Origin of the sequence: Rhodopseudomonas sp. (genome assembly GCF_036404135.1) — a bacterium.
Taxonomy (GTDB): Bacteria; Pseudomonadota; Alphaproteobacteria; order Rhizobiales; family Xanthobacteraceae; genus Rhodopseudomonas_A.
Window position 1 is genome coordinate 34,912 of the sequence record NZ_DASWPE010000094.1, and the last position, 17,981, is coordinate 52,892.

Here is a 17,981-nt window from a genome sequence, read left to right on the forward strand (position 1 = left end):
GACCAGCCCTATCGTCCGCGGATTGGGAAACGCGGGCGTCGTGGCATGACACACCGTTTTTTTGCGCTGCTCGGCGCTTTCCGCCGAGACCGACACGGCAATATCGCCATCTTGTTCGCCATCACGCTGGTGCCGGTGCTGCTGGCTATCGGCTGCGCGGTCGATTACGCCCGGGCCTCGCAAATCCGCAGCAAGATGCAATCCGCGGCTGATGCCGCCAGCGTCGGCTCGGTGTCGAAGGCCTCGCCGGCCTTTGTCGCCGCCGGCGCGATGACCGGCGACGGCCTGATCGCCGTCGGCCAAACCGACGCCACAAGTATCTTCAACGGCAACATGGCCAACCAGTCCGGCTACACGCTGAACGCGCTCAATGCCGCGGTCAATAAATCCGGCGCGACCTTGACCGCGACGGTGACGTTCTCCGCCACGGTGGAGACCAGCTTCATGGCGATCATCGGCAAGACCAGGCTGGCGATCGGCGGGACCTCGGTGTCGACCTCCAGCATGCCGGTCTATATCGATTTCTATCTCTTGCTCGACAATTCGCCATCGATGGGCGTCGGCGCCACGCCGACCGACGTCGCCAAGATGGTCGACAAGACCGCGGACAAATGCGCCTTCGCCTGTCACGACCTCAACGACAAGAACAACTACTACAATCTCGCCAAGTCGCTCAAAGTCACCACCCGGATCGACGTGCTGCGCGACGCCACCCAGCAATTGATGGACACCGCGGCGGGCACCGCGACCTACGCCAGCCAGTATCGGATGGCGATCTACGATTTCGGCGCCTCGGCGCAGTCCGCCGGCCTGCGCCGGCTGTTCTCGCTGTCGTCGAGTCTCAGCAGTGCCAAGACCGCCGCCGGCGCCATCGATCTGATGACCGTCAGCGGACAGAACGACAATAACGACCAGGACACCAGCTATTCGAAGCTGCTGCCGGCGGTCGACAAGGAGATCACGACGCCGGGACCCGGCACCTCGGATGCGCCGCAAAAATATCTGCTGTTCGTGTCGGATGGCGTCGCCGACGAATACAATCCGGGCGGCTGCCTGAAAGCGACCACCGGCGGGCGCTGCCAGTCGCCGCTTGATCCGAAGCTGTGCAAGGCGCTGACCGGCCGCGGCGTCAAGGTCGCGGTGCTGTACACCACCTACCTCGCGCTGCCGACCAACGCCTGGTACAATAGCTGGATCGCGCCGTTCAACGTCGGCCCCTATGGCCCCTCGCCGAACAGCGAAATCGCCAACAACATGAAGGCCTGCGCCTCGCCGGGCTTCTACTTCGAGGTCAGCCCGACCGACGGCATCGCCGACGCCATGAATGCGATCTTCAAGAAGGCGGTCTCTGACGCGCGGATCAGCAGCTGATCGATATCGCCGGCAGATGATCTGCTGCACAGCGACAACGCGGCTGCACAATCGGCGGTCAAACCGCGGCGGCGCTCGCCTTGTAAACGTCATACCGCGTCGCTATGTCGGTTGTCGGCTGATGCCGACAGGGAGGTTGCGATGGGTTTGCTCGACGTACTCAACGGTATGCAGAATGGCCCGCGCGGGCCTTCGGACCCGCAGGCCAAGGGCGGCATGTCGCCGATCACCATGGCGATCCTGGCACTGTTGGCCTACAAGGCGGTGAAACACATTGGCGGCAACGATCAGCAGGCGCCGCAGCCGGCCCCCACGCGGACCTCGGTGCCGCCGGCCGGCAATACGGTGAATGCCGGGCTTCCCGGCAGCGGCGGCGGCGGTCTCGGCGATCTGTTGAAGGGCGGCCTTGGCGGGTTGCTCGCCGGCGGCGCCGCGGGCGGCATTCTCAGCGGCGGTCTTGGCGATCTGCTGCGGCAATTCCAGCAAAGCGGCCACGGCGATACCGCCAATTCCTGGGTCAGCCCCGGACCCAACCGGCAGATTTCCCCCAACGATCTGGCGACCGCGCTGGGAGCCGACCAGATCAATACGCTGACCTCGCAGACCGGGCTGTCGCGCGAGGATTTGTTGTCCGGGCTGAGCCAGCATCTGCCGCAGGTGGTCGATCAACTGACGCCGGACGGACGGCTGCCGACCGATGAGGAAGCCTCGCGCTGGATCTAATCGCCGCGCTGGAAGTTCATTGACATCGTCGTGTTCAGGAAAGGACGGCTGCCATGAGCGGCATTCTCTACATCATCTTGGTCGGCTTCGTCGCCGGCATCATCGCCCGGCTGATTTCGCCCGGCCCGAACAATCTCAGCGGCTTCATTCTGACCACCGTGCTCGGCATCGGCGGCGCCTTCCTCGCCACCTTCATCGGTCAGGCGATCGGGCATTACGGCCCGAACCAGGGCGCCGGTTTCATCACCGCCACGATCGGCGCGCTGCTGGTGCTGTTCATCTGGAACAGGCTGGTGGCGCGGCGCATGATCTCCGATCCCGGCGGGCGCTAGAGTTATTCCGGTTCTGATCGAATCAGAACCGGAGCTCTAGATTCTCATTTTGGCGCGTTTTCTTCACGCGAACCGGGAGCCACTTCGCTCGAAAACGCTATAAAGGCCGCAAGCCGGGCCGCCGGTCTACGCCCGGCGCCGCCCGGGCCTGCCGCGAGGGCACCTGACGTCGGGGATGGTTGAGGTCGGATGAAGGCGGATCGAGGAAAGTGGACCGAGCAATGTGGAGGTCGCGGCCGAGCGGGTTACGGTTCCCGTCATTGCGAGCCGAACGCGGCGCGCAGCGCCGCGTGAGATGCGAAGCAATCCAGGGGCTTCACGCGTAGCCCCTGGATTGCTTCGCTGTTCGGCCGGCGCTGCGCGCCGTCCTCGGCTCGCAGTGACGACCTCAATAGGATGTCGTCAATCGCTGTTTGAGAGAGACTTTGAGAGCCGGGTCAGCTCCACACCCCGCTGCGGCGATCCTCGACCCGCTTGGCCTTGTGGGTGGCGCGCGGCAGCGTATCCGGCGGCAGCACATTGACCTGCGCGGTGACCCCGGTGACCGCCTTCAGCGTCCGCACGAAGCGGTGCTGCAGATCGTCGTGCTGGCCGTTATAGCCGCGGACGTGCTCGACCTCGACGGTGAGGCGGTCGAGATGGTCGATCCGCTCGACGATCAGCCGATATTCGCCGGTCAGTTCGTGGTCCTTGCGCGCCACCGCCTCGACGTCGCTGGGAAACAAATTGACGCCCTTGATGATCAGCATGTCGTCGAGCCGGCCGTGCACGCCGTTGAGCCTAATCGCGGTGCGGCCGCAGCGGCACGGCTCCGGATTGAAGCTGACGATGTCGCCGGTGCGGAACCGGATCATCGGCCGCGCGCTCTTTTGCAGCGTGGTCAGCACCATCTCGCCGCGGTCGCCGGGCTTGACCGGCTCGCCGCTGTCCGGATCGATCACTTCGACCAGGATGTGATCCTCGGCCCAATGCAGCCCGCTCTTCTGTTCGCACATCCCGGCGCAGGAGCCGAAGATGTCCGACAGCCCGTAGTAATCATACACCGAGGCGCCCCAGAGCTGCTCGATCCGCTCGCGGGTCTCCAGGATCGAGCCGCCGGGCTCGCCGGCGACGAAGATCCGCTTGACGCTGAGGTCCTTGCGCAGGTCGTAGCCTTCCTTGACCGCGGTCTCGCCGAGATACCAGGCGTAGGACGGCGTGGTCCAGATGATGGTGGCCTGGAATTGCTTGAGGATCTGCAGCAGCCGTTCCGAAGGCAGCGTGCCGGCGTGAATGGTCAACGCGCCGAGCTTCTGCGCGCCGAGCACGCAGGGCCCGCCGATGAACAGCGACATGTTCAGCGAATGCGCGTAGCGATCGTGGGGGCGCATGCCGGACGACCAGAATTGCCGCGCCTCGTAATCGATCCAGGCGTCGAAATCCTGCGCGGTGAACGGCGAAGCGGTCGGCACCCCGGTCGAGCCCGACGACGCCGAGAGATAGACGATGTCGCGCTCGGGCACCGCGACCAGATCGCCGAGCGGCGGCACCGCGAGCTGGCGGTCGCGCAGCGTGCTCTTGGTGATGAACGGAAACCGACGGATGTCGTCGAGGCTTTTGACCTGATCGGGATGCACTTTGGCGGCGTCGAAGGCCGCGCGATAGGCCGGGGAGCCGGCATAGGCATGCGCCAGGTGCTTTTGCAGCAGCGACAATTTCAGCCGGTCCCAATCAGCGCGGCTCTGGGTTTCCAGTTTGGCGTCCCAATAGGGGCGGTCGTCGGTGGGGTGCGAAGTCATAGGACGTCCATTCATCGATTGCTGCGCGGCGCAACTTAGTCGGGTCGGAAAATGCGCGAGGCCGGCGAAGCTGCCGGCCCCGGTGTGAATCGAGCGCTCGGCTACCAGGTGGTGAGGATGGTGCCGTTGAACTTGTTCTCGACGAATTGCTTGACCTCCGGCGAGCGATAGATCTCGACGAACTTCTTCAGCGTCGGATTGTCCTTGTTCTTGGCGCGCACCGCGAACACCAGATTCCAGTTGCTGTCGGCGTCTTCCAGGATCAGCGCCTTCTTCGGGTCGAGCCCGGCGTTCAGCGCGTAGTTCAGATTGACCGCGGAGAAGTCGAGATCGTTCAGCGAGCGCGGCAATTGCGCGGCGTCGAGCTCGTTGAACTTCAGATGCTTGGGATTTTCCGCGATGTCGGCGACGGTGGCCTTGATGCCGGCGCCCGGCTTCAGCTTGATCAGCCCGGCCTTCTCGAACAGCTGCAGCGCGCGGGCGCCGTTCGACGGATCGTTGGGGATCGCGGTGGTGGCGCCGTCGCGGATCTGCTCGATCTTCGTCACCTTGTTGGAATACAGCCCGATCGGCACGATGATGCTTTTGGCGATCGGCACGATGTCGTAGCCGCGCTGCGCCACCTGATTGTCGAGATAGGGCTGGTGCTGGAAATTGTTGATGTCGAGATCGTCCTGCGCCAGCGCCGCGTTCGGCACGGTGTAGTCGGTGAACTCGACGATCTTGAGCTGGATGCCCTGTTTGGCGGCCAATTCGCCGGCATAGCGCAGGATGTCGGCGTAAGGGCCAGCGGTGACGCCGATCCGGATCAGCTGCGGATCGGCCGCCTTGGTGGGGCCGGCCGCGGCCAGCACGACTGCCGCGACAAAGGCCGCGATGCGGGTTAGTTTCATGGCGAGAACTCCTGGTGCTGGGCTTCGGCTGGCTTGCCGGCAAGCTAGCGGCGCGGAGGTTCCAGTCAATTTTGTATTTTCACGCCGAAAGAGAGGAAATTTCTTCAGTCTTGGATATTTTCAGAGATTTTATCCGAGGAGCGCCGCCGCAGTACCTTCAAGAAGATAAATGTTCTCTCAGAAACGCCGGTGCGGTGCGGCGCCGCGGGCCGGAGCCGGGACTTCGGGATAGTTTTTTATCCCGCATAGCCCCTGATCCGGAGAAGGAATTGCCCGCGCCGTGCAATCCTGCGATCATCGCCTTGCTTTGTGGTCAGCGTGCATTGCGGCAACGCCGGTTTCTGGATAATCGGTGACGACGAGCAGTTCGCAACAACCACGCTAGCGAGAATCCCGTCCGATGAATGCACCATGGCCCCAGCCAATCGGAGCGCCCGTGGAGTTGCCAGCTTCGACCGCGCCGAGCGGCATTTCGATCGAGAATGTCGCCAAGACCTATCCGGCGCGCCCCGGCAGCGCCGAGGTGGTGGCGCTCGACGACATCAATCTGAACGTGCCGGAGGGCAGCATCGTCGGCGTGATCGGCCGCAGCGGCGCCGGCAAATCCTCGCTGATCCGGCTGATCAACGGCCTCGAACGCCCGAGCCGGGGCCGGGTGATCGTCAACGGCACCGAGATCACCTCGCTCGACGAACCGGCGCTGCGCCGGCAGCGGCGCTCGATCGGCATGATCTTCCAGCATTCCAACCTGCTGTCATCGCGTACCGCGTTCGACAACATCGCGTTGCCGCTGGAGATCGCCGGCGTCGGCAAGCGCGAGATCGCCAACACCGTGCTGCCGCTGTTGGACATGGTCGGCCTCGCCGACAAGCGCGACCGCTACCCCGCCGAATTGTCCGGCGGCCAGAAGCAGCGGGTCGGCATTGCCCGGGCACTCGCCACCAGCCCGAAGGTGCTCTTATCGGACGAGGCCACCTCGGCGCTCGACCCGGAAACCACCGATCAAATTCTCGAACTGCTGAAGCGGATCAACGCCGAATTGCGGCTGACCGTGCTGTTCATCACCCACGAAATGGCGGTGGTGAAAGCGTTGGCCGACCGCGTCGCGGTGCTGGAGCGCGGCCACATCGTCGAGGAAGGCACCACCTACACGGTGTTCGCCTCGCCGCGGCACGAGGTCACCAAGCGCTTCGTCAGTTCGGTGACCGGCAGCCAGACGCCGGACTGGCTGCTGGCGCGGCTGAAGGCCGAGCGCGCGCCGCAGGACGAAGCGGTGCTGCACGTCTCGTTCCGCGGCAGCGACGCCGGCCAGCCGCTATTGTCGCAGATCGCCCGCTCGTTCGGCATCGACATCAACATTCTCTATGGCCAGGTCGAGATGATCGCCGGCCATCCGTTCGGCACGCTGATCGTGTCGATCCCCTCGGCGCCCGAGCTGGTCGGCCAGGTGTCGGATCAATTGAAGGCCGCCGGCAGCGCGGTGGAGCATCTTGGCTATGTCGCCTGAACTCATCGACATGATCTTCTGGTCGACGCTCGACACCCTGATGATGGTCGGGCTGTCGGGCTTGTTCGGCACCGCGCTGGGGCTGCCGCTCGGCATCTTTCTCGCCACCAGCCGCGCCAACGAATTGTTTCCGGCCCCGGTCGCCAACCGCATCGTCGGGCTGATCGTCAACGCCACCCGCTCGACGCCGTTCATCATCCTGGTGGTGGCGATCGTGCCGCTGACGCGCTTGATCGCCGGCACCTCGATCGGCACCGCGGCGGCAACCGTGCCGTTGACCATCGCGGCGGTGCCGTTCATCGCCCGTGTCATCGAGGCCGCGATCCGCGAGGTTGATCAGGGCCTGATCGAGGCGGCGCGGGCGTTCGGCGCGAGCCCCTTGCAGATCGTGCGCAAGGTGCTGCTGCCGGAAGCGATGCCGGCGGTGACGCTGGCGTTGACGCTGACCATCGTCAGCCTGCTCGGCTATTCGGCGATGGTCGGCGCGGTCGGCGGCGGCGGGCTCGGCGATCTCGGCATTCGTTACGGCTATCAGCGCTTCATGCCCGAGGTGATGCTCACCGTGGTGCTGGTGCTGATCGCGCTGGTGCAGGGCGTGCAGACGCTCGGCGACACGCTGGCGCGCCGGCTCGACAAGCGCTCGCGGCAGTCGTAAGCCGCAGATCTGACAGGAGAGAAGTTGTCATGCGTTTACTGACTGCGTCGCTGCTGGCGCTCGCCGCCCTGATCGGGACCGCGCAGGCCGAAACCATCCGGGTCGGCGTCACCGCCGGCCCGCACGCCGAAATCATCGACGTGGTGCGCAAGGTCGCCGCCGAGCGCGGCCTCGACATCAAGGTGGTCGAATTCACCGACTATGTGGTGCCGAACCAGGCGCTGGCGCAGAAGGACCTCGAGGCCAATTCGTTTCAGCACGAGCCCTACCTGAAGAACCAGCTCTCCAAGACCAATTGGAAGATCGTCAAGATCGCCGACACCATCATCTCGCCGCAGGGCGTCTATTCGATCAAATACAAGACGCTGGCCGATCTGCCGACCGGCGCCAAGGTGGCGATCGCCAACGATCCGTCGAACGGCGCGCGCGGGTTGTTGATCCTCGCCCAGAACGGCCTGATCAAGCTGAAGGACCCCAGCAACGCCGCGGCTTCGGTTGCCGATATCGCCGAGAACCCGAAGAAGCTGCGCTTCGTCGAACTCGACGCCGCGCAATTGCCGCGCTCGCTGCCGGACGTTGATCTGGTGTCGATCAACAACAATTACGCGGTGCAGGCCGGGCTCAACCCGGTCACCGACCCGATCGCGCACGAACCCCCCGGCGGCCCCTGGGTCAACATCCTCGCGGTGCGCGAGGAGGACAAGGACAAGCCCTGGGTCAAAGAGCTGATCGCGGCCTATCACTCCGAGCCGGTGCGGCAGTTCATCGAAACGCGCTTTAAGGGCACCTATCTGCCGGCGTGGTAGTCGCGCGCGGATGGTGACGACGATCAATGACGAGGCATCAGCCCCGTCATTGCGAGGAGCTTTCGCGACGAAGCAATCCAGGGCTCCGCGCGCGGCCGCTGGATTGCTTCGCTCTTCGCTCGGCGCTGCGCGCCGATCTCGGCTCGCAATGACGGTGTCGCCTCGCACTTTCAGAAAAAATCCAGCTCCTCCGCCCGGCCGCCGCGGGTGATCTGGGCATATTCGATCGCCAGAAACAGCCCGCCGGCGACGTAGATCCGGCCGCCGGTCGCGTCCGCCCAGGCGGTTGACTCGCGCACCGCCTCGGCGACGGTGGCGGCGATGCGAATGTCGGCTCGCGGATTGGCCGCGTGGGCGGCTTGCGCGATGGCCGCCGGATCGCCACCCTTGTGCTGCGCGCTGGAGCAGACGATGCGGTCGAAGGCCGGCGCCAGCGCCTGCACGATCTCGTCGGATTTCTTGTCGCGCGACACCCCCAGCACCAGGATCCAGTCCCGCGCGCCATGGATCGCGGCCAAGCTGGTCAGCGCCTGACGAATACCATCAGGCGTGTGGCCGACGTCGACCACGGTGAGCGGTTGCTGGCGGATCAGTTCGAGCCGGCCGCCCCAGCGGGTGTCGCGCAATCCCGCGCGCACCGCGGCCTCGATCGAGGCCGGCGCCGCATCAGGCCGGCGCTGCCGCAGCCAGCCCACGAACAGCGCGACCGCGATCGCCGCATTGTTGAACTGGAAGCTGCCGACGAGCTGGGTTTCCAGCTCCTGGAAGCGATGCTCGTCGAACGCCAGATCGAAGCGCTGCGCCGCCGCCGCAACCCGCTCGTTGCCGATCACGATCTCGTCGCGGACATAGACGCCGTCGACGCCGCGGTTGCGATTGTATTCGGCGAGATGATCGCGCAGCGCCCGGCAGTTCTCGCCATAGATCACCCGGCCGCCGGCGGCGCAGGCATCGGTCTTGTCGGAGGCGATCATCTGCAGCGAATCGCCGAGCAGTTGCACGTGCTCATAATCCACCGACGCCACGCAACTGACGCCGGCGCCGACCAGCCGCACCGGGTCGTAGCGGCCGCCGATGCCGGCTTCGAGCACGGCGAAATCGCAGGCCGCCTCCTGAAACCACAGGCAGGCCAGCGCGAACTGCGCTTCGAATGCGCCGAAGCGTTCGCCGCGGCGCTGCGCCACTTGCGCGATCGCGCCGGACACCGTCGCCATCAGCCGCGTCAAGGTCGCGTCGTCGATCGGCGTGGCGCCAATCTGAAACCGTTCGTTGAAGCGATACAGATGCGGCGAGCTGAACAGCCCGGTCTTCAAGCCATAGGCGCGGCCGATCGCGGCGCAGAACGCCGCGGTCGAGCCCTTGCCGTTCGATCCGGTGACCACCACCGAACCACGCTGCAGCCGCGCGCGGTCGATGCCGAGCACGTGAAGCAGGTCGGCGAGCCTCGCCAGGCACGGCCCCTCGCCATATTTCGGCAGGTCAAACATTGAGCAGTCCCATCGTCGTGAAGGTGTCGCGCCAGATCCGCAGGATCAGATCGGCGCGGTCGCAATCTTCCAGAGAGCGGATCGACGGATTGGCGTTTACCTCGATCACCCGGATCGCGCCGGGCACGGCTCCGATATTGACGAACAGATCCACCGCGCCGACCCGCAGCCCGAGCGCGCGCACCGCGGACAGCGCGATGGCCGCCTGCTCCGGTGCCGGCGCCTCGAGCACCATGCGGCCGCCGGCGCTGCGGTTCATCCGGCCGGGAATCGGCCACACCTCGCCGTCGCGCAGGATGGCGTCGAGCGCGGCGTCGTCCGGCAGCGCCGCGGAAATGCCATGCGGCTGCAGCGCCTGCTCGCGCGCCTGCAACAATTGGCGCAGGCTGCGCACCCCGTCACCGCGCAGCGCCGGCGGATGCTTTCGCGCGGCGTACAACACGGCGTCGCCGAGCACGAAGACGCGATGTTCGTCGCCGCTCACCACCGGCTGCAGCAGCACCGCGTCGTAATAGCGCGCCACCTCGTCGAGATAGCCGAGCAGCGCCACCTCGCCCTCGACGATCTGCGCGAAATCGCCGCGCGAGCCGTTCAGCGGCTTGGCGAAGCTTCGGCCTCCCAGGTGCTGAAGATAGCCGAGCGCGTCGGCGCGTTCATGGCCCGGCGGGCGGTGCGCGCGGTAGCGCTGATGCAGAAAGAAGTACTGTCCACCGAGCGTCGGCACGCCGGCATCGCCCAGCACCACATTGGCGAGATATTTGTCGTTGGCCAGCGTCGCCGCTGTGGCGTGGTTCTGCGGATAGAATGAACAGCGACCGCCGCCGAAGTAGATGGTCCGCCGCGCCGAGCCGACGCTGAACGCCAGCCCGGTGCCGCCGTCGAGATCGCGGTAGCTCAGCCCGAAGGCGCGCGCGGCAAATTCCGCATAGATCGACTGGTCGGCGCGACAATTCGGCTGCGACTGTCGGATCGAGTTTAGTAACGACATGAGTCACCGGCGATGGCGGGGCAAACGATGGAGCGGGGTCAGGAATCACAGGGAGTCCGTCGCAATCTCGGCAATTTTTCGCGACAAAGCCACCGGCGATTTGGGTTCGGCGCGGCCGTGGCCCCGGCGCTGCCGAGAGTACACCGCGGCGGCGAATTGCTGTAGGGTCGCGCCGCGCCACATCGCCGGCGCGACGCCTGATGATTCGATCGATCGACCTCGTAGTGCTGCGAGGGCGCGCCGGTCTCGGCGCGGATCGCCGCGGGGATTTCCATGGAAACATTGCTGCTGCCGTTTTCGCCGCGGTTCATTGCGCTGACGATCTGCGCCGCCGCCTCGCTGCTGCTGCTCGGCATCGGAATTGCCGACCCCAAGGCGTTCGATCTGGTGCTGCTGCCGCTGCTGTTGTTCGGCGCGCTGACGCTGCTCGGCATCCGCGACCTGATCCAGCAGAGCCACGCGGTGCTGCGCAACTACCCGATCTCGGCGCATCTGCGCTTCCTGCTGGAGGAAATCCGTCCGGAGATGCGGCAGTATTTCTTCGAGAGCGAGAAGGACGGCATGCCGTTCAGCCGCGACACCCGCGCGGTGATCTACCAGCGCGCCAAGCTGGTGCTGGACAAACGGCCGTTCGGCACCCAGGAGGACGTCTATCGCGAGGGCTATGAATGGATGCACCATTCGGTGGCGCCGCGGCCCAATGCCGAACAGCAATTCCGGCTCTCGGTCGGCGGCCCGGACTGCGCCAAGCCCTATTCGGCCTCGGTGTTCAACATCTCGGCGATGAGTTTCGGCGCGCTCAGCCCGAACGCGATCCGGGCCTTGAACGGCGGCGCGAAGAAGGGCGGCTTCGCCCACGACACCGGCGAAGGCGGCGTCAGCCCCTATCACCGCGAGCATCGCGGCGATCTGATCTGGGAGATCGGTTCCGGCTATTTCGGCTGCCGCAACCCGGACGGCTCGTTCAACCCGGAGGAATTCGCCAGGGTGGCGCGCGAAGACCAGATCAAGATGATCGAGCTCAAGGTCAGCCAGGGCGCCAAGCCCGGCCATGGCGGGGTGTTGCCGGCGGCGAAAGTCTCCGAGGAGATTTCCAGGATTCGCGGCGTCGGCATGGGCGAGGACTGCATCTCGCCGGCCTATCACAAGGCGTTCTCGACTCCGCTGGAGCTGATGGAGTTCATCGAGGAGATGCGGCGATTGTCCGGCGGCAAGCCGACCGGCTTCAAGCTGTGCATCGGCCACCCCTGGGAGTTTCTGGCGATCTGCAAGGCGATGCTGCAAACCGGCATCTATCCGGACTTCATCGTGGTCGACGGCACCGAGGGCGGCACCGGCGCCGCTCCGCTGGAATTCATGGACCACCTCGGCATGCCGATGCGCGAGGGCGTCAGCTTCGTGCACAACGCGCTGATCGGCATCAACGCCCGCGATCGCGTCAAGATCGGCGCCGCCGGCAAGATCGCCACCGCCTTCGACATGGCGCGCGCCATGGCGATCGGCGCCGACTGGTGCAACTCGGCGCGCGGCTTCATGTTCGCGCTCGGCTGCATCCAGTCGCTGAGCTGCCACACCGACCGCTGCCCGACCGGGGTCACCACCCAGGACCCGAGCCGCAATCGCGCGCTGGTGGTGCCGCACAAGATCGAGCGGGTGTATAATTATCATCAGGCGATGCTGCAGGCGCTGGCGGAACTGATTGCCGCCGCCGGGCTCGATCACCCGCAGGAGCTGCGGCCGATCCATTTCTCGCAGCGCACCTCGACGACGGAAGTGCGCTCGTTCGCGCGGCTGTATCCGCAGTTGCGCCCCGGCGAACTGATCGACGGCACCAGCGACATCCGGTTCCGCGACGCCTGGGCGCTGGCGCGCGCGGATTCCTTCGCCGCGGCGTTGTAGGTTCGTGCCGACGCGCTTCGGTGGGCCGGTCGACCTACGCCTGCGGCGCGTGGCCGAACGTGGCGAGGTCGAAGCGATCGACGTCGTCGAGCAATTCGCAGAAGGCGCGGGCGCCGTGCGCGATCAAGAGCCGTCCGGCCTCGGCGGAGGCTTTTGTCGCGTCGCCGACCGCGCCGCTGCGGTTGAGATCCTCGGCCTGCCACGCCAAGGGCGCCGGGCGCTGCGTCGACAGCCTCTGAAACTGCCGCTCGATCGCCAGACTGGCCGGCTGAAAATCCGCGATCTGGTCGCCGCGCACCAGCTCGGGGGCATGCGCCAGCATGATCGAGGTCTCGACCGCGCCGCCATGGATGCCGTGGCGCAGCTCGTCGGCGTCGAACAACCCCTCCGGCACGCCGAACCGCGACCACGAGGTGGTCACCGCCAGCATGCCGTGGCGGGCGCGTAGCGTCTGCGCGACCAGGCTCATCGCCGCGCTGTTGCCGCCATGGCTGGTGACGATCACCAGCTTGCGCAAGCCCGCTTGCGCCACGCTGTCGCCGATCGCGCTCCAGGCCGCGATCGCCAGTTCGGCCGGCAGCGTCAGGGTGCCCGGATAAGCGATGTGTTCGGTGGAAATCCCGACCGGCTGCAGCGGCAGGAAGCTCGCCGGAACCGACGCCGGCAGCAGCGCGCGGACCCGCGAAAGGTAGGCCTCGGCGATGCAAATATCGGTGCCGAGCGGCAGATGCGGGCCGTGCTGCTCGGTGGCGGCCAGCGGCAGCACGGCGATCCAGCGCGCCGCGTCGGTGTCGGTGAAATCCGGCCAGCGGATCGCCGTCCAGTCGCGAGGAGGGATGGCTGTCATCGGTCGCGATGCGTCTCCACCGGCGTTTGCGGGGCCGCCCGCCGGTCCTTACAATGTCCGCCCAGAGCCTGATTCCGCAAACCCATCGAGAGCTTCGGAAACCACCCACGCTCATACACCAGTCCGGCACCATCATGGGCCAAAACCACCGACGGAGTCCAATCATGAGCCGTGGGCATATGTCGCGAGCGTTCACCGCCGGCCTGGTGCTGCTGGCGCTGGCGGCGCCGGGCCGGGCCGAGGACCAGCTCGACAAGGTGTCGTTCGGCACCAACTGGGTGGCCGAGGCCGAGCATGGCGGGTTCTTCCAGGCCGCGGCCGACGGCACCTACAAGGCCTACGGGCTCGAGGTCAGCATCGTGCCGGGCGGCCCCAACATCAACAACCGCACGCTCTTGGTCGCCGGCAAGCTCGATTTCTTCATGAGCGCCAATACGCTGCAGTCTTTCGACGCGGTCGCCAACAACGTGCCGGTGGTGGCGGTGGCGGCGATGTTCCAGAAGGACCCGCAAGTGCTGTTGGCGCATCCGGAGGCCAAGGTCGGCAAGCTCGAAGACCTCAAGCCGCTGACGCTGTTCATCTCCAAGGAGGGCGTCGCCAGCTACTTCCAGTGGCTGAAATCCGAATACGGCTTCAGCGCCGCCAAGGTCAAACCCTACACCTTCAACCCGCAGCCGTTCCTGTTCGACCGCAAGAGCGCGATGCAGGGCTACGTCACCTCGGAGCCCTATGTGATCGAGAAGCAGGCCGCCTTCAAGCCGACGGTGCTGCTGCTCGCCGATTACGGCTTCAGCAGCTATTCGACGCTGATCGAGACCCGTCGCGAGCTGGTCGACAAGAAGCGTGACCTGGTGCAGCGTTTCGTCGACGCCTCGATCGTCGGCTGGTACAACTATCTGTACGGCGACAACGCGCCCGGCAACGCCAGGATCAAGAGCCTCAATCCGGAAATGACCGACGAGATGCTGGCCTATTCGGTGGCGACCATGAAGCAGTACGGCATCGTCGATTCAGGTGATTCGCTGAGCAACGGCATCGGCGCGATGTCGGACGAGCGGATCGCGGATTTCTTCGGCAAGATGGTGCGCGCCGGCGTGGTGCCGCGCGACCTCGATTTCCGCAAATCCTACACCCTGCAATTCGCCAACAAGGGCGTCGGTCTCGACCTGCGGACCAAGCGCTGAGACCAAGCCGATGCGCGACCCCGCCCTCCCGACCGCGACCGAGCCTGCGCCGCAAGGTGGCGTCGCGGTGCAGCTGCGCGGCGTCACCAAGCGCTATCGCAGCGGCGCGGCAGCGCTGGGGCCGCTCGACCTCGCCGTCGGCCGCGGCGAATTCGTCTCGCTGCTGGGGCCGTCGGGCTGCGGCAAATCCACCGCGCTGCGGCTGATCGCCGGGCTGGCGCAGCCGAGCGGCGGCACCGTTGAACTTGCCGCGCATCCGGCGGCACGGCGCGGCGAACACGCCATCGGCTTCGTGTTCCAGGAGCCCACCCTGATGCCGTGGTCGAGCGTGCGCGGCAACGTCGCGCTGCCGCTGCAACTGGCGCATGCCGGGCGCGCCGAGATCGCCGCGCGGGTCGACGATGCGCTGGCGCGGGTCGGCCTGCGCGACGCCGCCGAGGCGCTGCCGCGCCAACTCTCCGGCGGCATGAAGATGCGGGTGTCGCTGGCGCGTGCGTTGGTCACCGATCCGGATATTCTTCTGATGGACGAGCCGTTCGCCGCGCTCGACGAGATCACCCGGTTTCGCCTCAACGACGACCTCCTGACGCTGTGGCGCGAGCTGCGCAAGACCGTGGTGTTCGTCACCCATTCGGTGTTCGAAGCGGTGTATCTGTCGCAGCGGGTGATCGTGATGACGCCGAAGCCGGGCCGCATCGCCGCCGAATTTCGCGTCAGTGCCGAGGAGCCGCGCGGCGCGGCGTTTCGCAGCTCGGCGGCCTATGCCGCGCGATGCCGCGAGGTCTCCGACGCGCTGGCCCGCGCCACGGAGCCGGCATGAGCGGCGCTGGCGAATCCTCCGAGGGGCGCGGCGCCGCGGCGGCGCGGCTGTTGCAGGTCGCGCTGCCGATGGTGGTGCTGGCACTGGCGATTGCCGGCTGGCATCTCCTCGTGCGGCTCAACGACATCCCGCCCTATGTGCTGCCCGGCCCTGGATTGGTGCTGCACACGCTGATCGCGGATTGGCCGGTGCTGTCCGCCTCGCTCGTCACCACGCTGTGGACCACGCTGGAGGGGTTTCTCGCCGCGGCCGTGGGCGGCATCGCGCTGGCGATTCTGTTCAACCAGTCGCGCTATCTGGAATATTCGCTATTGCCCTATGCGATCGTGCTGCAGGTGACGCCGGTGATCGCGATCGCGCCGCTATTGTTGATCTATCTGCCGCAGGACACCGCGGTGATCGCCTGCGCCTTCATCGTGGCGTTCTTTCCGGTGCTGGCCAACACCACGCTCGGGTTGAACTCGGTCGACCGCAATCTCGCCGGGCTGTTCCAGCTCTACGGCGCGTCGCGCATGCAGACGCTTTGGCGGCTGAAGCTACCGGCGGCGCTGCCCACCATGCTGGGCGGCTTGCGCATCGCCGGCGGGCTGTCGCTGATCGGCGCGGTGGTCGCCGAGATCGCCGCGGGCTCCGCCGGCGCCGGCTCGGGACTTGCCTATCGCATCGCCGAGTCGAGCTATCGGCTCAACATTCCGCGGATGTTCGCGGCCTTGCTGTTGCTCTCGCTGGCCGGCATTGTCATCTATGGGCTGCTGGCGCTGGCCTCGCATCTGTTGCTGCGGCGCTGGCACGAAAGCGCGCTGGGAAAGGATGTTTGATGCCGAACGGGACCTCGCAGACCGTCGATCTGTTGCTCTACGGACCTGACAAGCCGCTGATCAATGAAGGCTTTCCGGATCGCTTCGGGTTGCATCAAGCGGTGCAGCTGGCCGACCTCGAGCGGCTCAGCCCCGCCGTCGTCGAGCGGATTCGCGGCGTCGCGGTCACCGGGCTGGTGCCGGCCTCCGGCGCGGTGCTGGCGCGGTTTCCCAAGCTGGAAATCGTCTCGTCGTTCGGCGTCGGCTACGACCACGTCGACGCGGCTTATGCGCGCGACCACGGCATCATCGTCACCAACACCCCGGACGTACTGACCGAAGAAGTCGCCGACGTGGCACTCGGCCTGTTGATCGCGACGCTGCGCGACTTCATCAATGCGGATCGCCACGTGCGAACCGGGGCGTGGCAGAGCCGGAATTTTCCGCTCAGCAAGGGCTCGTTGCGCGACCGCACGGTCGGCATCGTCGGCATGGGGCGGATCGGCCAGGCGATCGGCCGCAGGTTGGAAGCCTCAAAGGTGCCGGTGGTGTATCACTCCCGGCACGCCGCGGCCGGCGTCGGCTATCAGCACTATCCGAACCTGATCGAGATGGCGAAAGCCGTCGATACCTTGATCGTGATCATTCCCGGCGGCGCCGCCACCGCGAAACTGATCAACGCCGAGGTGCTGGCGGCGCTGGGGCCGCGCGGCGTCGTCATCAACGTGGCGCGCGGCTCGGTGATCGACGAAGCGGCGCTGATCGCGGCGTTGCAGGCGGGCACCATCCAGGCGGCGGGGCTCGACGTCTTCGCCAATGAGCCGCGGGTGCCGGACGACTTGCGCGCACTGCACAACGTGGTGCTGCTGCCGCATATCGGCTCGGCCTCGGTGGTGACGCGCGACGCGATGGATCAGTTGGTGGTCGACAATCTGAAAGCCTGGTTCGACGGCAAAAAGCCGCTGACGCCGATTGCGGAAACCCCGGTGAAGGATCGCTGACCATGGCGAACGCCGGATTTCTGCTGCGGCTCGGCTGCGGCATGGTTGTCGCGGCGCTCGCGGCATGGCTGTCCGGCGAAGCCCCGGCGTGGGCGCAGGATGCCGGCGCGCTGAAGAAGCAGATGCTCGGGCAGTGGGAGCTGTCGACCGCCGAGCGCAGCAAGACCTGCGTCGTCACCTTGAAGAACGAGGCCACCGCGCAAGGCTTCCGGCTCGAGCTGGAGCCGACCTGCGCCGCGGCGCTGCCGTTCACCAAGGAGATCGCCGGCTGGAGTCTCAAGGGCCTCGACATCGTGCGGCTGCAGGACGCGGCGGGGCAATCGGTGATCGACTTTACCGAGGTGGAAAGCGGCATTCTCGAAGGGCTGCGCTCGGGCGAGGGTATCTACATCCTGCAGAACCTGATCGCGGCGCGTTCGCTCGCCAAATCGATGGACCAGATGATCGGCGACTGGTCGATGGTGCGCGGCAATGGCCAATCGATCTGCGGATTGACGCTGACCAACACCGAGGCCGCGCCGGACAATTTCCAGGTGTTCCTGAAGCCGCGCTGCGATCCGGCGGTGGCGGCGTTCGCGCCGACGATGTGGCGGCTGGAACGCGGCGCCTTGCTGCTGATGTCGGCCAATGGCGAGGTCTGGCGGTTCGAGGCCGACGACAACGCGCAGTGGCGCCGCACCCCGGACAGCGTCGATCCGCTGATCCTGTTGCGGCAGTAAGTAGGCGCGTAGTGCGCGCTACAGCGAGGGGGGAGCCGTCATCCTTGTAACTTAAATTCTGCTGGGCGAGGCGGTAGGCTGTCTCGCGCGGTGGCGGACGAGAGACCGGGTCATCCGAGGGCTTTGAAGCCCGAACCTCAGCTTGGGCCTTCGTCCGTCGTTCCATCGAACCCG

At 66.2% G+C, this 17,981-nt stretch carries 18 protein-coding genes; 13 read left to right on the top strand and 5 right to left on the bottom strand.

The genetic code is table 11. From position 1 onward, the window contains the following. Positions 1-45: 45 nt before the first annotated feature. The 3 genes from VGC77_RS10805 (at position 46) to VGC77_RS10815 (ending at position 2,426) form a co-directional block, all read left to right on the top strand. Complete coding sequence (locus tag VGC77_RS10805; protein ID WP_331171565.1) at positions 46-1,371, top strand: TadE/TadG family type IV pilus assembly protein; 1,326 nt, start codon at positions 46-48, stop codon at positions 1,369-1,371. Between the two features lie 141 nt (positions 1,372-1,512). After that, positions 1,513-2,094, top strand: a complete 582-nt coding sequence (locus VGC77_RS10810; protein ID WP_331171566.1) for a YidB family protein — start codon at positions 1,513-1,515, stop codon at positions 2,092-2,094. 53 nt (positions 2,095-2,147) lie between these two features. Then, positions 2,148-2,426 carry a GlsB/YeaQ/YmgE family stress response membrane protein gene (locus VGC77_RS10815; protein WP_331171567.1) on the top strand — a complete coding sequence of 93 codons (279 nt, stop codon included), beginning with the start codon at positions 2,148-2,150 and terminating at the stop codon, positions 2,424-2,426. A gap of 437 nt (positions 2,427-2,863) precedes the next feature. Here VGC77_RS10815 and VGC77_RS10820 read toward each other — a convergent pair whose 3' ends face one another. Together VGC77_RS10820 and VGC77_RS10825 are read right to left on the bottom strand one after the other, a co-directional pair. Beyond that, the gene (locus tag VGC77_RS10820) at positions 2,864-4,204 is read right to left on the bottom strand and encodes a phenylacetate--CoA ligase (protein ID WP_331171568.1); all 1,341 of its coding nucleotides are present in this window, start codon (positions 4,202-4,204) and stop codon (positions 2,864-2,866) included. Positions 4,205-4,305: 101 nt separating this feature from the next. Further along, complete coding sequence (locus VGC77_RS10825; RefSeq protein WP_331171569.1) at positions 4,306-5,097, bottom strand: MetQ/NlpA family ABC transporter substrate-binding protein; 792 nt, start codon at positions 5,095-5,097, stop codon at positions 4,306-4,308. A 14-nt stretch (positions 5,098-5,111) separates the two neighbouring features. Here VGC77_RS10825 and VGC77_RS10830 point away from each other — a divergent pair, with 14 nt between their 5' ends. The 4 genes from VGC77_RS10830 to VGC77_RS10845 are packed head-to-tail and all read left to right on the top strand — an operon-like array spanning position 5,112 to position 8,065. Continuing rightward, positions 5,112-5,453 (top strand): hypothetical protein, encoded by a 342-nt coding sequence (locus VGC77_RS10830; RefSeq protein ID WP_331171570.1) that lies wholly within the window; start codon positions 5,112-5,114, stop codon positions 5,451-5,453. A gap of 44 nt (positions 5,454-5,497) precedes the next feature. Continuing rightward, positions 5,498-6,604, top strand: a complete 1,107-nt coding sequence (locus tag VGC77_RS10835; RefSeq protein ID WP_331171571.1) for a methionine ABC transporter ATP-binding protein — start codon at positions 5,498-5,500, stop codon at positions 6,602-6,604. Then, positions 6,594-7,259, top strand: coding sequence for a methionine ABC transporter permease (locus tag VGC77_RS10840; RefSeq protein WP_331171572.1), 666 nt, complete (start codon positions 6,594-6,596; stop codon positions 7,257-7,259). The genes VGC77_RS10835 and VGC77_RS10840 overlap by 11 nt, the downstream gene beginning before the upstream one ends. A 29-nt stretch (positions 7,260-7,288) precedes the next feature. Beyond that, entirely contained in the window at positions 7,289-8,065 is a 777-nt protein-coding gene (locus tag VGC77_RS10845) for a MetQ/NlpA family ABC transporter substrate-binding protein (protein ID WP_331171573.1), read from the top strand. Positions 8,066-8,235: 170 nt separating this feature from the next. Here the strand turns inward: VGC77_RS10845 and VGC77_RS10850 are convergent, their stop codons facing one another. Beyond that, the gene (locus VGC77_RS10850) at positions 8,236-9,552 is read right to left on the bottom strand and encodes a bifunctional folylpolyglutamate synthase/dihydrofolate synthase (protein WP_331171574.1); all 1,317 of its coding nucleotides are present in this window, start codon (positions 9,550-9,552) and stop codon (positions 8,236-8,238) included. Further along, the gene (locus VGC77_RS10855) at positions 9,545-10,540 is read right to left on the bottom strand and encodes a hypothetical protein (protein ID WP_331171575.1); all 996 of its coding nucleotides are present in this window, start codon (positions 10,538-10,540) and stop codon (positions 9,545-9,547) included. Before VGC77_RS10855 ends, VGC77_RS10850 begins: the two co-directional genes overlap by 8 nt. 273 nt (positions 10,541-10,813) lie before the next feature. Here VGC77_RS10855 and VGC77_RS10860 point away from each other — a divergent pair, with 273 nt between their 5' ends. Next, positions 10,814-12,439: an FMN-binding glutamate synthase family protein gene (locus tag VGC77_RS10860; protein WP_331171576.1), complete on the top strand. Its 1,626-nt coding sequence runs from the start codon at positions 10,814-10,816 to the stop codon at positions 12,437-12,439. Positions 12,440-12,473: 34 nt separating this feature from the next. Here the strand turns inward: VGC77_RS10860 and VGC77_RS10865 are convergent, their stop codons facing one another. After that, a complete protein-coding gene (locus VGC77_RS10865) occupies positions 12,474-13,286 on the bottom strand; it encodes a creatininase family protein (protein WP_331171577.1) in 813 nt (270 codons plus the stop codon). A gap of 164 nt (positions 13,287-13,450) precedes the next feature. On the opposite strand from VGC77_RS10865, the gene VGC77_RS10870 reads away from it, so the two are divergent. The 5 genes from VGC77_RS10870 to VGC77_RS10890 are packed head-to-tail and all read left to right on the top strand — an operon-like array spanning position 13,451 to position 17,807. Beyond that, complete coding sequence (locus VGC77_RS10870) at positions 13,451-14,470, top strand: ABC transporter substrate-binding protein (protein WP_331171578.1); 1,020 nt, start codon at positions 13,451-13,453, stop codon at positions 14,468-14,470. 10 nt (positions 14,471-14,480) lie between these two features. Then, entirely contained in the window at positions 14,481-15,290 is an 810-nt protein-coding gene (locus tag VGC77_RS10875; RefSeq protein WP_331171579.1) for an ABC transporter ATP-binding protein, read from the top strand. After that, positions 15,287-16,108 (top strand): ABC transporter permease, encoded by an 822-nt coding sequence (locus VGC77_RS10880; RefSeq protein WP_331171580.1) that lies wholly within the window; start codon positions 15,287-15,289, stop codon positions 16,106-16,108. Before VGC77_RS10875 ends, VGC77_RS10880 begins: the two co-directional genes overlap by 4 nt. Continuing rightward, on the top strand, positions 16,108-17,088 hold the full coding sequence (locus VGC77_RS10885; protein WP_331171581.1) for a 2-hydroxyacid dehydrogenase: 981 nt from the start codon (positions 16,108-16,110) through the stop codon (positions 17,086-17,088). The genes VGC77_RS10880 and VGC77_RS10885 overlap by 1 nt, the downstream gene beginning before the upstream one ends. Before the next feature lie 41 nt (positions 17,089-17,129). Further along, positions 17,130-17,807, top strand: a complete 678-nt coding sequence (locus VGC77_RS10890; protein ID WP_414709643.1) for an AprI/Inh family metalloprotease inhibitor — start codon at positions 17,130-17,132, stop codon at positions 17,805-17,807. The last annotated feature ends 174 nt before the right edge of the window (positions 17,808-17,981 follow it).

Coding starts and splice junctions, on each gene's coding strand:
- VGC77_RS10805 (WP_331171565.1), top strand. CDS start 46: ATGACACACCGTTTTTTTGCGCTGCTCGGCGCTTTCCGCCGAGACCGA.
- VGC77_RS10810 (WP_331171566.1), top strand. CDS start 1,513: ATGGGTTTGCTCGACGTACTCAACGGTATGCAGAATGGCCCGCGCGGG.
- VGC77_RS10815 (WP_331171567.1), top strand. CDS start 2,148: ATGAGCGGCATTCTCTACATCATCTTGGTCGGCTTCGTCGCCGGCATC.
- VGC77_RS10820 (WP_331171568.1), bottom strand. CDS start 4,204: ATGACTTCGCACCCCACCGACGACCGCCCCTATTGGGACGCCAAACTG.
- VGC77_RS10825 (WP_331171569.1), bottom strand. CDS start 5,097: ATGAAACTAACCCGCATCGCGGCCTTTGTCGCGGCAGTCGTGCTGGCC.
- VGC77_RS10835 (WP_331171571.1), top strand. CDS start 5,498: ATGAATGCACCATGGCCCCAGCCAATCGGAGCGCCCGTGGAGTTGCCA.
- VGC77_RS10840 (WP_331171572.1), top strand. CDS start 6,594: ATGTCGCCTGAACTCATCGACATGATCTTCTGGTCGACGCTCGACACC.
- VGC77_RS10845 (WP_331171573.1), top strand. CDS start 7,289: ATGCGTTTACTGACTGCGTCGCTGCTGGCGCTCGCCGCCCTGATCGGG.
- VGC77_RS10850 (WP_331171574.1), bottom strand. CDS start 9,552: ATGTTTGACCTGCCGAAATATGGCGAGGGGCCGTGCCTGGCGAGGCTC.
- VGC77_RS10855 (WP_331171575.1), bottom strand. CDS start 10,540: ATGTCGTTACTAAACTCGATCCGACAGTCGCAGCCGAATTGTCGCGCC.
- VGC77_RS10860 (WP_331171576.1), top strand. CDS start 10,814: ATGGAAACATTGCTGCTGCCGTTTTCGCCGCGGTTCATTGCGCTGACG.
- VGC77_RS10865 (WP_331171577.1), bottom strand. CDS start 13,286: ATGACAGCCATCCCTCCTCGCGACTGGACGGCGATCCGCTGGCCGGAT.
- VGC77_RS10870 (WP_331171578.1), top strand. CDS start 13,451: ATGAGCCGTGGGCATATGTCGCGAGCGTTCACCGCCGGCCTGGTGCTG.
- VGC77_RS10875 (WP_331171579.1), top strand. CDS start 14,481: ATGCGCGACCCCGCCCTCCCGACCGCGACCGAGCCTGCGCCGCAAGGT.
- VGC77_RS10880 (WP_331171580.1), top strand. CDS start 15,287: ATGAGCGGCGCTGGCGAATCCTCCGAGGGGCGCGGCGCCGCGGCGGCG.
- VGC77_RS10885 (WP_331171581.1), top strand. CDS start 16,108: ATGCCGAACGGGACCTCGCAGACCGTCGATCTGTTGCTCTACGGACCT.
- VGC77_RS10890 (WP_414709643.1), top strand. CDS start 17,130: ATGGTTGTCGCGGCGCTCGCGGCATGGCTGTCCGGCGAAGCCCCGGCG.